This is a genomic window from Pelagibacterium luteolum (assembly GCF_900100665.1).
Lineage (GTDB): Bacteria > Pseudomonadota > Alphaproteobacteria > Rhizobiales > Devosiaceae > Pelagibacterium > Pelagibacterium luteolum.
Window position 1 is genome coordinate 1 of the sequence record NZ_FNCS01000035.1, and the last position, 12,042, is coordinate 12,042.

A 12,042-nucleotide genomic window follows, 5' to 3' on the forward strand; every position below is an offset into this window, starting at 1 on the left:
GCCCTTCAGCGCATCAGGAGGGGCATTGCTCTTCCACCTGCTGAGCAAACTCTATGAGCGCACCAGCGTCATCATCACCACCAATCTCAGCTTTGCCGAGTGGGCCAGCGTGTTTGGAGACGCCAAGATGACAACCGCGCTGCTCGATCGGCTCACCCATCACTGCCATATCCTCGAAACCGGAAACGACAGCTTCCGGTTCAGGAACAGTTCGGCCCAGGCCACAAAAACCAAAAAGGAGAAAGCACCGACTTGACCATCTGACCAAACCCAAATCATATCCATGAGGCGGGTCAATTCTCGGTGAAAATACCGGGTCAGATCTCAACGGCAATCAACACCGATTTCGAGGAAGAAGGCGTTCACTTCGTCTCCGCCTACTATCTGACCTTCCTCTATCTGCCGCCGGCCGAAGAAGCGGCCCGCGCCGAGACCTGGCTTTACGAGGGCCGCGAGCGCTCAGGCGCCGATCCGCATGAGATCCTGCGCGCCTTTACCGATCGCACCGACCGCGTGCTGGCGCTGCTCGACGGCTTCATGCCCGAATGCGACTGGCTCGATGACGGCGAGACGCTGACCTACCTGCATTCGACCGTCTCGACCAACCGGCATCGCGTCTGCGTGCCGGAAACGCCAGTTTATCTCGATGCGCTGCTCGCCGATCAGCCGCTGACCGGCGGGCTGGAGCCACGCCTCGGCGGCGATCATCTGCGCATCCTCACCATCATCGGCTTTCCGACCGCGACCACGCCCGGCCTGTTGGACGACCTGAATCGTCTGGCTTTTCCCTACAGGTGGAGCACTCGCGCGATCCTGCTCGACAAGACCGACGCGACCAGGCTGCTGACCAAGATCAGGCGTCAATGGTTCGCGAAGCGGAAGAGCATTGCCGCGATCCTCAAAGAGGTGATGACCAACGAGGCGTCGGCGCTGGTCGATACGGACGCCGCGAACAAGGCGGCCGATGCCGACATGGCCTTGCAGGAACTCGGTCAGGATGTCGCCGGCATGGCCTATGTCACCGCGACCATCACTGTCTGGGACGCCGATGCGCGTCTTGCCGACGAGAAGCTGCGCCTCGTCGAGAAGGTCATTCAGGGCCGCGATTTCACGGCCATGATCGAAACCGTCAATGCCGTCGATGCCTGGCTCGGCTCGTTGCCCGGACATGCCTACGCCAATGTCTGCCAGCCGCCGGTCTCGACGCTTAATCTCGCCCACATGATCCCCCTCTCTGCCGTGTGGGCGGGGCCGGAACGGGACGAGCATTTCGGTGCGCGCCCCTTGCTCTATGGCAAGACCGAAGGCTCGACCCCGTTCCGGTTATCCCTTCATGTCGGCGACGTCGGCCATACGCTGGTCGTCGGCCCGACCGGCGCGGGCAAGTCCGTGCTGCTCGCGCTGATGGCGCTTCAGTTCCGGCGCTACGAGCAAGCCCAGGTCTTCGCCTTCGACTTCGGCGGTTCGATCCGCGCCGCCGCGCTCGCGATGGGCGGCGACTGGCACGATCTCGGCGGCGGACTGACCGAAGGCTCCGACGCCTCCGTCTCGCTTCAGCCGCTCGCTCGCATCCACGACACCTATGAACGTGCCTGGGCGGCGGACTGGATCGTCGCGATCCTGATGCGCGAGGGCATCACGATCACGCCGGAAGCCAAGGAGCATATCTGGACGGCGCTGACCTCGCTCGCTTCCGCGCCGGTCGAGGAACGCACCATCACCGGCCTCAGCGTCCTGCTCCAGTCGAACGACTTGAAGCAGGCGCTTCGACCCTACTGCGTCGGCGGGGCATATGGCCGGTTGCTCGATGCCGAGGCCGAACAGCTCGGCCACGCCGCTGTGCAGGCGTTCGAGATCGAAGGGCTTGTCGGAACGGGCGCGGCTCCGGGCGTCCTGTCCTACCTGTTCCATCGCATCGGCGACCGGCTCGACGGTCGCCCGACGCTGCTCATCATCGACGAAGGCTGGCTTGCGCTGGACGACGAGGGTTTCGCCGGCCAGCTCCGCGAATGGCTGAAGACACTGCGCAAGAAGAACGCATCCGTCATCTTCGCCACGCAGTCGCTTAGCGACATCGACGGCAGCAATATCGCACCGGCGATCATCGAGAGTTGCCCGACGCGGCTCTTGCTGCCGAACGAGCGCGCGATCGAGCCGCAGATCACGGCCATCTACCGCCGCTTCGGCCTCAACGATCGCCAGATCGAGATCCTGGCGCGGGCAACGCCGAAGCGCGACTACTACTGCCAGTCACGGCGCGGCAATCGCCTGTTCGAACTGGGCCTGTCCGAAGTCGGCCTCGCGCTCTGCGCCGCATCCTCCAAATCCGACCAGACCCTGATCGCCAACCTCGTCGCCGAACACGGCCGCGAAGGCTTCCTCGCCGCGTGGCTCGCTGCCCGCGGCGCCGAATGGGCGGCCGACCTCATTCCGACTTTTCCCACCGCAGCAAAGGAGACCATGCCATGAAAACCCGTTCCATCCCCTCGCGCGCCGCGATCCTCGCCGCGACCATGCTGGCCGTTTCGCCGATGCTGGCGACGCAGCCGGCCCATGCCTTCGGCTTCGGCCGCATCGTCTATGACCCGACGAATTACGCGCAAAACGTCCTGACGGCGGCGCGCTCGCTGGAGCAGATCACGCACCAGATCACCTCGCTTCAGAACGAAGCGCAGATGCTCATCAATCAGGCGAAGAACCTCGCCAGCCTGCCGTTCTCGGCGCTCCAGCAGATTCAGCAGTCCGTCCAGAAGACTCAAGCGCTTTTGCAGCAAGCACAGAACATCGCCTTCGACGTCCAGAAGATCGATCAGGCGTTCCAGAGCCAGTACGGCAACGTCTCCATGTCAGCCACCGATCAGCAGCTCGTCGCCAATGCGCGCTCGCGCTGGCAGAACACGGTCGGCGGCTTGCAGGACGCCATGCGCGTGCAGGCCGGTGCTGTCGGCAATATCGACAGCAACCGCGCGCAGATGTCTGCGCTGATCGGCCAGAGCCAGGGCGCGACCGGCGCACTACAGGCCACGCAGGCAGGCAACCAGCTCCTCGCCCTCCAGTCGCAGCAGCTTTCCGATCTCGTCGCGGTGATCTCGGCCAATGGCCGGGCAAGCGCTTTGACCGATGCGGAGCGCGCCGCCGCCGCCGAACAGGGCCGCGAACAGCGCCGCCGCTTCCTGACGCCGGGCTCGGGCTACCAGCCCGGCAACGCGCAGATGTTCAACAGCGGCAAGTAACCGCCAGAAGGAGCATTCCCATGGACGGCAAGATGCTGGCCCGCCTCGGCGCTATCGTGTTCGTCGCTGTCGCCGTCACGGCCACGGCGATCGAGCTGAACCGCAAGGAGGACGCGCCGGCATCTTCGCCGACCGTCCTTCACCAATCCGACCGTGATCCGCTGCGCGAAAGCCAGCGCCGGTGCCAGAAGCTCGGCCAGCAGGCCGCGCACGACACCGACTGCCTGCGCGTCTGGGCCGAAACGCGCGACCGCTTTCTCGGCCGCTCGCCCGCGCCGTCCTCGCCCCTTCAGACCGAGGGGCATTGATTCATGGGCGGCGCAGGGGTCATCGACAATTTCCTCGGGGTCTTCACCCGCTACATCGACAGCGGCTTCGGCCTGCTTGGCGGTGAAGTTGCCTTCATTGCCACGACGCTCATCGTCATCGATGTGACGCTCGCCGCGTTGTTCTGGTCCTGGGGCGCTGATGACGACATCATCGCGCGCCTCGTGAAGAAGACGCTGTTCGTCGGCGTCTTCGCCTATCTCATCGGCAACTGGAACAACCTGGCCAAGATCGTCTTCGAGAGCTTCGCGGGATTGGGGCTCAAAGGGAGCGGAACAGGCTTTTCGGCCGCAGACCTGATGCGGCCCGGCAAGGTCGCGCAGACCGGACTCGACGCGGCGAGACCACTGCTCGAATCCATCTCCGACCTGATGGGCTGGATCGCCTTCTTCGAGAACTTCATCCAGATCGCCTGCCTGCTCTTCGCCTGGGCGCTGGTGATCCTCGCCTTCTTCATTCTCGCAATCCAGCTCTTCGTCACTCTGATCGAGTTCAAGCTGACGACGCTCGCCGGCTTTGTCCTGATCCCGTTCGGCCTCTTCGGGAAGACCGCCTTCATGGCCGAACGGGTGCTCGGCAACGTGATTTCCAGCGGCATCAAGGTTCTGGTGCTCGCCGTCATCATCGGCATCGGCTCGACCCTGTTCTCGCAATTCACGCAGGGCTTCGGCGGCCAGACCCCGAGCATTGACGACGCCATGGCCGTCGTGCTCGCCGCCCTGTCTCTCCTTGGCCTCGGCATCTTCGGCCCCGGTATCGCTTCCGGCCTGGTCAGCGGCGGCCCGCAGCTCGGCGCTGGCGCTGCCGTTGGCACGGGTCTCGCCGCCGCCGGCGCAACTATGGCCGTGAGCGGCGGCGCGATGCTCGCTGCGCGCGGTGGAGCCGCCATGCTGTCAGGTGGAGCCGCAGCCGTGCGCGGCGGTGCGACAGCCGCCGGTGCGGCATCCGCGGCCTTCAGCCTTGGTTCGCTCGGCCAGTCCGGTGCGGCGGGTGCCGCATCCGGCATGGGCGGCGTCGGACGCGCGGCAGGCTCCGCCGCCATGTCGCCGCTGCGCCGCGCCTCGGCCGCCGTCAAATCCAGCTTCTCCGATGGCGTGAAGAGCGGCTTCGGCACGACCGGCGGCTCTTCGACCATGGGTACTGTCGGCGGCCCGGCCGGAGCCGGGAACGATACCGCCGATACCCAGACCGCCAAGGGACAGCCCGATTGGGCAAAGCGGATGCAGCGCTCGCAGCGCGTCGCCCACGGCGTTCAGGCGACCGCCCATGCCGTCCGCTCCGGCGACAGCCACGCCTCCGGCTCTTCCGTCAACCTCTCAGAAAGTGACCGCTCATGAACCTCTTCAGACGACCCGCCACACATTACGGCAAGACGCCGCAACCCGAGACGCCGTATCAGCGCGCCGCACAGGTCTGGGACGAGCGTATCGGTTCGGCCCGCGTGCAGGCGAAGAACTGGCGCTATATGGCGTTCGGCTCGCTGTTCCTCTCGGCGGGTTTTGCCGCCGCGCTCGTCATCCAGTCGGCGCGCGGGACCGTCGTGCCCTGGGTGGTGCAGGTCGACAATCTCGGCCACTCGCAGGCGGTGGCGCCGGCGGCGGCCGACTATCGGCCGACCGATCCGCAGATCGCATGGCACCTGGCCCGCTTCATTGAGCAGGTCCGCTCCATTCCGGCCGATCCGGTCATCGTCCGCCAGAACTGGCTTCGCGCCTATGAGTGGACCACCGATCGCGGCGCGGGCGCGCTCAACGACTACGCCCGCGCCAATGATCCTTTTGCCAAGGTCGGCAAGCAGCAGATCGCGGTCGAAGTTTCCAGCGTCATCCGTGCATCGCCGGATTCCTTCCGCGTGGCCTGGACCGAACGCCGCTATGAGGATGGCAAGCTCGCCGCGACCGAGCGCTGGACCGCGATCCTGACCATCGCACTTCAGCCGCCCCGAGACGCCGAACGCCTCAGGGCCAACCCGCTCGGCATCTATGTCAACGCCATCAACTGGTCGCGGGAGATGGGCCAATGAACCGCGCAATCCGCAAACCCGCAATCGCGGCCATCATGCTCTCGGCGACCATGCTAGCCGGCTGTGCCACGAACCGCCCGCCGCAGATCAGCTACGACAACAGCGTCCCGCCGCTTCCGGCCATTCCCGTCGCCGTGACGGATGAGCGGCTGAAGCCGATCCATGTCCCGCCAGCCTGGACTGTTGCGCGCGGCGGCACGGCAGGGGCGACACCGACGGCGCGCGTGGAAAATGCCAATGCCGCTGCTCGCGTTCAGCCACGCCGCGAAGGCTACTTCAACGCCATCCAGGTCTATCCGTGGTCGGAAGGCGCGCTCTATCAGGTCTATGCCGCGCCCGGCCAGATCACGAACATCGCGCTCGAACCCGGCGAGAGCCTGACCGGCGCGGGACCGATCGCGGCGGGCGACACCGCCCGCTGGATCATCGGCGACACAGAATCCGGCTCAGGCGTCGCCCGCCGTGTCCATGTGCTGGTGAAGCCGACGCGCGCTGACATCACCACCAATCTCGTCATCACCACCGACCGGCGCACCTACATGGTCGAGCTGCGCTCCGGCGAGAAGCCCTATATGCCCGCCGTCTCGTGGGCCTATCCGCAGCCGGCAGGCGGCGGGCGTCAGGCCGTCCCGGCAACGCCGGTCATTCCGGCCGTCGCCGCGCGCAACTATCGCTATGGCCTGACCGGCAGCAGCAATCCGCCATGGAAGCCCGTCGCCGTCTATGACGACGGCCGCCGCGTCTATGTCGAGTTCCCGCGCGGCATCGTGCAGGGCGAAATGCCCCCGATCTTCGTCATCGGCCCCGAGGGCGAGGCGCAGATCGCCAATACCCGCATCTATCAACACATCCTGATCGTCGATCGCCTGTTCGGTGCGGCCGAACTGCGCCTTGGCGGCGGCGACCGCCAACAGACCGTCAGGATCGTTCGCACCGACGGGAGACCGCAATCATGACCGAAGCCGAAACCAATGCCGCTCCCATGCGCTTGCGCGCCGAAGCCCCTCGGGTCACGCGCCTGTCGCGCAAGATGCTCGCCAGCGTCGCGGCCGTCGCCCTGGTCGGGATCGGCGGGGCGCTGATCTACGCGCTTCAGACACGCGGCCCCGGCGATGGCGGCGAGGAACTTTATTCCACCGCCAACCGTCAGCCCGCCGATGGTCTCGCCGGCCTGCCGCGCGACTATACCGGCCCCGTCCTCGGGCCGGCGCTGCCCGGCGATCTCGGCGGCCCGATCCTCAGCGCGCAGAATGCCGGCCAGCCTGTCATGCCGCCCGTCGTTCCGACGCCCGGCGTCGACGAGGCTGAACAGCGCCGCCGTGCCGAGGAAGAGGCCGCCCGTCTCAGCACCGTCTTCTTCCAGTCGCGGCAGGGATCGACGGCGGCGACTCCCGGCACGATGCCGGGGCTTGCCGGCTTCGATCCCGCCAATGCGGCGGGACAGCCCACCGCGCAGGACAAGCAGCTCGCCTTCCTCAATGCGGCGGCCGACCGGCGCACCGTCACGCCCGATCGCATCACGCCGCCGGCGTCGCCCTTCGTGCTTCAGGCCGGCGCGGTCATCTCGGCTGCGCTCATCACCGGCATCCGTTCCGATCTTCCCGGCCAGATCACCGCGCAGGTCACGGAGAACATCTATGACGGCCCGACCGGCAGCATCCTGCTCGTGCCGCAGGGAACACGCCTCATCGGCCAGTATGACAACGTCGTGCAGTTCGGCCAGCGCCGCGTGCTGCTGGTCTGGAACCGTCTCATCATGCCGAACGGCCGATCCATCGTTCTCGAGCGCCAGCCGGGCGCGGACACTCAGGGCTATGCCGGGCTTGAGGATGGTGTCGATTACCACTGGTGGGATCTCGCCAAGGCCGCCGCGCTCTCGACCCTGCTCGGCGTCGGCGCGGAACTCGCCACCGACGACAATGACCGCCTGATCCGCGCCATCCGCGACGGCGCGCAGGACACCATCAACCAGGCTGGTCAGCAGATCGTCCAGCGCCAGTTGCAGGTCGCTCCGACACTGACCATCCGGCCCGGCTTCCCGGTTCGCGTCATCGTCACCCGCGACCTCGTGCTCGAACCCTACAGGAGCTGACCCGTGACCAAGCTGAAACTCGGCCCCATCGCTAATGATAAGCCCGTCAGGATCACGGTGGAGCTGCCCGCGGTGCTCCATCGCGATCTCACCGATTACGGCCGCCTGCTGGCCGAGGGCGGCACGCCGATCGAACCCGCCAAGCTGATCGTGCCGATGCTGGAGCGTTTCATCACCACCGATCGCGGCTTCGCCAAAGCCCGGCGCGCGCCGCAGGTCCAATCATAAGAAATGAGGTCAGAGATGAGCCATTCACCGTCCACACTCGGCAAACGCACTATTCGCAGGCACCAGCTCCGCGAGATTGTCCCCCTTGCCGATACTACGATCTACGACATGGAACAGCGGGGCGAGTTTCCGCAACGGTTCTATCTGACCGCTAGGTGCGTGGTGTGGGATCTCGCCGAGGTGGAGGCTTGGCTTGAGCAGCGTCGCCAAGCCTCCAGAGAGAAGGCGGTCAGGCGGGCGCCGTCGCCTGACGTCAATCTGAGGAAATTCCGTCCCGTCAGAGGTTAGGTTCGGGAACCAAAAGGTCCATGGACGCGGGGTACAGCGTCGGGACGTATTTCTGCCCAGCGACCCAGGAGTCGATCAGATTGGCCCATTCCTGCATCATGTGGCGGCGCTGATGCTCATACTCAGCCTTATTGTAGATGCCGCGCGACGACCGCCCATCCTCATGCGCCAGGCATTTTTCGATCCAATCGCTGTTAAAGCCTAGCTCGTTAAGCAGCGTCGAGCCCGTGCGGCGCAGGTCATGCACCGTGAACGGCTCCAGCGGCAGTCCCTCCTTCTTGGCCTGTTCGACCACCGCATAGGTGACGCGGTTGAAGGTCGCGCGCGACATAGGCGCATCCGCATCATAACGCGACGGCAGCAGGTATCGGGAATTGCCGGCGCAGGTCTTGAGCGCCACCAGGATGTCGATCGCCTGCTCCGGCAGATATACGTTGTGTGCCTTGGAACGCTTCATCCGCTCCTTCGGGATCGTCCACACCGCATTCTCGAAATCGACTTCATCCCAGGTCGCGTCCTGCAATTCGCTCTTGCGGACCATGGTGATGAGAAACAGCTTCATGCCGAGCCGGATAGTCGGCAGCGTAGCAACATGCTCAAGTTGACCGAGCATGACCCGAATTTCGGCGGGCGATAGCGAACGGTCCTTGGGAACGAATGTCGCGATCGAGGAAGGTCCAACCTCATCGGCAGGGTTAGCCACCTTTTCCCCGTGCAGGATCGCGAAGGCATAAACCAGCTTCACGATGTCCCGCACATGGACCGCCGTGGCCGGCGCTCCACGGCCCTTCACCTTCGCGCACATAGCCCGCAAGTCCTCGGGGCTGATTTCCGTCAGCAAACGATTCCGAAACGTCGGAAGGATGTCCCGCTCGTAGATCGTGCGGCGCATGGCGCGGGTGCTGTCAGCCATCTTCGCCTCTTGCAGCCAGCGTTCACCAAACTCGCCAAAACTCTTTGCTTCCTTGAGGCGGCGCTTTTCTCGCTGCTTCTCCTGGGCAGGCGACCGACCTTCGTGAATAGCCCGCTGCGCGTCGATCAGCTTCTCCCGCGCACGCGCCAGTGACAGGCCAGCGGCTCCATACCGACCGAGCGTCAGGGTCTCGCGGCGGCCGTTCATTCGGTAGTCGTATCGGAAGACGACCGCCCCTGAGGGCTGGACCACGACGTACATACCGTCACGGTCAGCAACCTTGTATAATTTATCCTTTGGTTTCAGGGCTTTGATGCCCGCATCAGTCAGCATTGGACCCTCCAACATCGCTCATAAAACGCGAGAGAGCCCTCAAATATACCGTCAGGCCAAAATCGACCTTCCTAAACGGCAAAATTCCCTTTCGTTTCAAGGTTATAATGCCTAAAAAAATACCGTCACAAGCTCTCTAAGCCGTGACGGTATATGCATTCTGCCGATGCGACAAGAGTCGCCATACCGTCAGCCATACCGTCTATCACGAGGCTTTTCCCGCGATAGACAGCGATAGAAGACGTAGAATTTAATGCAGTATTTCAGTGTGTTATGGAGGGTTATGGCGTAAAATCGGCGGCGTTTGGATAGGCCTGAATCATTCCCACTCAATCGTTCCCGGGGGTTTTGAGGTGACGTCATAGACCACCCGGTTGATGCCTTTGACTTCGTTGATGATCCGGGTCGCGGCGCGGCCTAGGATGTTCATGTCGAAGGGGTAGAAATCGGCGGTCATGCCATCGACTGAGGTGACGGCGCGTAGGGCGCAGACGCTTTCATAGGTGCGGCCATCGCCCATGACGCCGACGGTCTGGACGGGAAGCAACACGGCGAAAGCCTGCCAGATGGTGTCGTAGAGACCGGCCTTGCGGATTTCTTCAAGGTAGATGGCGTCCGCCTGGCGCAGGATGTCGAGCTTTTCGCGGGTGACGCCGCCCGGAAGGCGGATGGCAAGGCCGGGTCCCGGGAAGGGATGGCGACCGACGAAATGTTCCGGAAGGCCGAGTTCCCGTCCCAGCTTGCGGACTTCGTCCTTGAACAGCTCGCGCAGGGGCTCGACGAGCTTCATGTTCATGCGCTCAGGCAGGCCGCCGACATTATGGTGGCTCTTGATGGTAACCGACGGGCCACCGGTGAAGGAGACCGACTCGATGACGTCGGGATAGAGCGTGCCCTGGGCGAGGAATTCGACGCCACCGATCTTGGCGGCTTCCTTTTCGAACGTCTCGATGAACAGGCGCCCGATGATCTTGCGCTTGGCCTCGGGTTCGACGACGCCTTCGAGTTCGCCGATGAACTCTTTCGAAGCGTCCACGTGGACCAGCGGGATGTTGTACTGGTGGCGGAACATCGAGACGACTTCGTTCGCCTCGTTCTTGCGCAGCAGGCCGTGGTCGACGAAAATGCAGGTGAGCTGGTCGCCGATGGCCTCGTGGATGAGGATGGCGGCAACCGAGGAGTCGACGCCGCCCGAGAGGCCGCAGATGACTTTCTTGTCGCCGACCTGTTCGCGGATGGCGGCGATTGCCTGGTCGCGATAGGCGGCCATGGTCCAGCTGGCGTCGCAGCCGCAGATCTTGTGCACGAAATTGGCGTAGAGCTTGGCGCCGTCTGGGGTGTGATAGACTTCCGGGTGGAACTGGACGCCGTAGAATTTCCTGTCTTCGTCGGCAATCATCGCGAAGGGGGCCCCGGGCGAAGTGCCAACAACGGCGAAGCCTTCGGGGATGGCCGAGACCTTGTCGCCATGGCTCATCCACACCTGATAGGAGTGATCGAGCTCCCAGAACCCGTCAAACAGCGCGCTGTCCTTTTCGATGCGGACTTCGGCGCGTCCGAACTCGCGGACATAGCCCGGTTCGACCACACCGCCGAGCGCGACGCACATGGCCTGCTGGCCATAGCAGATGCCGAGGACCGGGACGCCGTAGTCGAGAAGTTTCTGATCGACCTGGGGCGAGCCCTCTTCGATGACGCTGGCCGGGCCGCCCGAAAGGATGATGCCTTTGGGCTTGAGCTCATCGAGCTTGTCGGCGGCGGTCAGGAAGGGGTGGATTTCGCAATAGACCCCCGTCTCGCGTACCCTGCGGGCGATGAGCTGAGTGACCTGGGAGCCGAAATCGACGATGAGAATAGTATCGGTGGGGGCGTCTTGCTGCATGGCGAGGCTTTAATCGGAATCGAAAGATCAGGCAATGGGGCGGTGGGGGCAAATATCTTGGAGAGGGCGTGCAACCGAGGTTCGATTGTCGCGTTGTAGTGGCAAGACGCAGCGATGCCCAGTTAAAATGGGCGCTCTGCGAGGGAAAACGGGCCAAGCGCGGCATCCCCCAAAGCGTCCCACTCCGCGCGACCCGGTCAAAAGGCCTTTAGCGGTCCCATGCCCTCTGGCCTTTTGCAGCCACCCCGGATGTCCCTCGCATCCGGGGTGGTTTCATTTTGGGGTGGGACGAGATGCAGGGTTGTCGCCCTGGGGACCGGTGCGCTCGGTGCTGCACTCCGACCGTGGGTGTAAACGCAATCTCGGAGGACACTGGGTCCCGGCTCAAGGCCGGGATGGCGGGAGAAGTGTAAGCGCGAAGGCAGGACCGTTCAGCCTGCATAGTTCCAGGGCATGAGGGCGTCGATGTCGCTGTTGAGCCAGCCATTGGCTATGCGCTCGAGGGTCTGAGTGAGCCAGGCGTGAGGATCGACTCCGTTCATCTTGGCTGTGGTAAGCAGTGTCGCGATGGTTGCCCAGGAGCGACCGCCCCCGTCACTTCCGGCAAAGAGACTGTTCTTGCGCGTAATGGTCTGGGGTCTGATGGCGCGTTCGACGATGTTGGAGTCGATCTCGATACGACCGTCGACGAGGAAGCGTTCGAGAACGGCACGCCGGGCGAGC

General features: G+C 64.2%; 13 protein-coding genes. 10 read left to right on the forward strand and 3 right to left on the reverse strand.

What is annotated here, in order from left to right; all coding sequences use genetic code 11:
• From BLR31_RS20885 to BLR31_RS20930, 10 genes are all read left to right on the forward strand, one after another.
• On the forward strand, window positions 1–256 hold a 256-nt coding region (locus BLR31_RS20885; protein ID WP_176762800.1), incomplete at its 5' end, for an ATP-binding protein.
• Window positions 257–303: 47 nt separating this feature from the next.
• Window positions 304–2,469: a conjugal transfer protein TrbE gene (trbE, locus tag BLR31_RS20890; protein ID WP_244505180.1), complete on the forward strand. Its 2,166-nt coding sequence runs from the start codon at window positions 304–306 to the stop codon at window positions 2,467–2,469.
• Window positions 2,466–3,233, forward strand: a complete 768-nt coding sequence (gene trbJ / locus BLR31_RS20895; protein ID WP_090600401.1) for a P-type conjugative transfer protein TrbJ — start codon at window positions 2,466–2,468, stop codon at window positions 3,231–3,233. Before trbE ends, trbJ begins: the two co-directional genes overlap by 4 nt.
• A gap of 20 nt (window positions 3,234–3,253) precedes the next feature.
• Window positions 3,254–3,541 carry a putative entry exclusion protein TrbK-alt gene (trbK-alt, locus tag BLR31_RS20900; protein ID WP_090600405.1) on the forward strand — a complete coding sequence of 96 codons (288 nt, stop codon included), beginning with the start codon at window positions 3,254–3,256 and terminating at the stop codon, window positions 3,539–3,541.
• Window positions 3,542–3,544: 3 nt separating this feature from the next.
• Window positions 3,545–4,897, forward strand: a complete 1,353-nt coding sequence (gene trbL, locus BLR31_RS20905) for a P-type conjugative transfer protein TrbL (protein WP_090600408.1) — start codon at window positions 3,545–3,547, stop codon at window positions 4,895–4,897.
• Window positions 4,894–5,583, forward strand: a complete 690-nt coding sequence (gene trbF / locus BLR31_RS20910) for a conjugal transfer protein TrbF (RefSeq protein ID WP_090600411.1) — start codon at window positions 4,894–4,896, stop codon at window positions 5,581–5,583. The genes trbL and trbF overlap by 4 nt, the downstream gene beginning before the upstream one ends.
• Window positions 5,580–6,539, forward strand: coding sequence for a P-type conjugative transfer protein TrbG (gene trbG, locus BLR31_RS20915; RefSeq protein WP_090600414.1), 960 nt, complete (start codon window positions 5,580–5,582; stop codon window positions 6,537–6,539). Before trbF ends, trbG begins: the two co-directional genes overlap by 4 nt.
• Window positions 6,536–7,675: a TraB/TrbI/VirB10 family type IV secretion system protein gene (locus tag BLR31_RS20920; protein WP_090600416.1), complete on the forward strand. Its 1,140-nt coding sequence runs from the start codon at window positions 6,536–6,538 to the stop codon at window positions 7,673–7,675. The genes trbG and BLR31_RS20920 overlap by 4 nt, the downstream gene beginning before the upstream one ends.
• A gap of 3 nt (window positions 7,676–7,678) precedes the next feature.
• The gene (locus BLR31_RS20925) at window positions 7,679–7,903 is read left to right on the forward strand and encodes a DUF2274 domain-containing protein (RefSeq protein WP_090600418.1); all 225 of its coding nucleotides are present in this window, start codon (window positions 7,679–7,681) and stop codon (window positions 7,901–7,903) included.
• A gap of 15 nt (window positions 7,904–7,918) precedes the next feature.
• Entirely contained in the window at window positions 7,919–8,191 is a 273-nt protein-coding gene (locus tag BLR31_RS20930; RefSeq protein WP_090600422.1) for a helix-turn-helix transcriptional regulator, read from the forward strand.
• Here the strand turns inward: BLR31_RS20930 and BLR31_RS20935 are convergent.
• The 3 genes from BLR31_RS20935 to BLR31_RS20945 form a co-directional block, all read right to left on the reverse strand.
• A complete protein-coding gene (locus tag BLR31_RS20935) occupies window positions 8,181–9,437 on the reverse strand; it encodes a tyrosine-type recombinase/integrase (RefSeq protein ID WP_090600421.1) in 1,257 nt (418 codons plus the stop codon). The two genes, BLR31_RS20930 and BLR31_RS20935, sit on opposite strands and share 11 nt — an antisense overlap.
• A 319-nt stretch (window positions 9,438–9,756) precedes the next feature.
• Window positions 9,757–11,319, reverse strand: coding sequence for a glutamine-hydrolyzing GMP synthase (gene guaA / locus BLR31_RS20940; RefSeq protein WP_090600420.1), 1,563 nt, complete (start codon window positions 11,317–11,319; stop codon window positions 9,757–9,759).
• A gap of 431 nt (window positions 11,320–11,750) precedes the next feature.
• The coding region (locus BLR31_RS20945) for a transposase domain-containing protein (RefSeq protein WP_143009489.1) at window positions 11,751–12,042 on the reverse strand (292 nt) is incomplete at its 5' end.

Bases quoted from the DNA above. Each gene is read 5' to 3' on its own strand.
- trbK-alt (WP_090600405.1), top strand. From the start codon at position 3,254: ATGGACGGCAAGATGCTGGCCCGCCTCGGCGCTATCGTGTTCGTCGCT.
- trbJ (WP_090600401.1), top strand. From the start codon at position 2,466: ATGAAAACCCGTTCCATCCCCTCGCGCGCCGCGATCCTCGCCGCGACC.
- trbF (WP_090600411.1), top strand. From the start codon at position 4,894: ATGAACCTCTTCAGACGACCCGCCACACATTACGGCAAGACGCCGCAA.
- BLR31_RS20935 (WP_090600421.1), bottom strand. From the start codon at position 9,437: ATGCTGACTGATGCGGGCATCAAAGCCCTGAAACCAAAGGATAAATTA.
- trbL (WP_090600408.1), top strand. From the start codon at position 3,545: ATGGGCGGCGCAGGGGTCATCGACAATTTCCTCGGGGTCTTCACCCGC.
- trbG (WP_090600414.1), top strand. From the start codon at position 5,580: ATGAACCGCGCAATCCGCAAACCCGCAATCGCGGCCATCATGCTCTCG.
- BLR31_RS20920 (WP_090600416.1), top strand. From the start codon at position 6,536: ATGACCGAAGCCGAAACCAATGCCGCTCCCATGCGCTTGCGCGCCGAA.
- BLR31_RS20930 (WP_090600422.1), top strand. From the start codon at position 7,919: ATGAGCCATTCACCGTCCACACTCGGCAAACGCACTATTCGCAGGCAC.
- guaA (WP_090600420.1), bottom strand. From the start codon at position 11,319: ATGCAGCAAGACGCCCCCACCGATACTATTCTCATCGTCGATTTCGGC.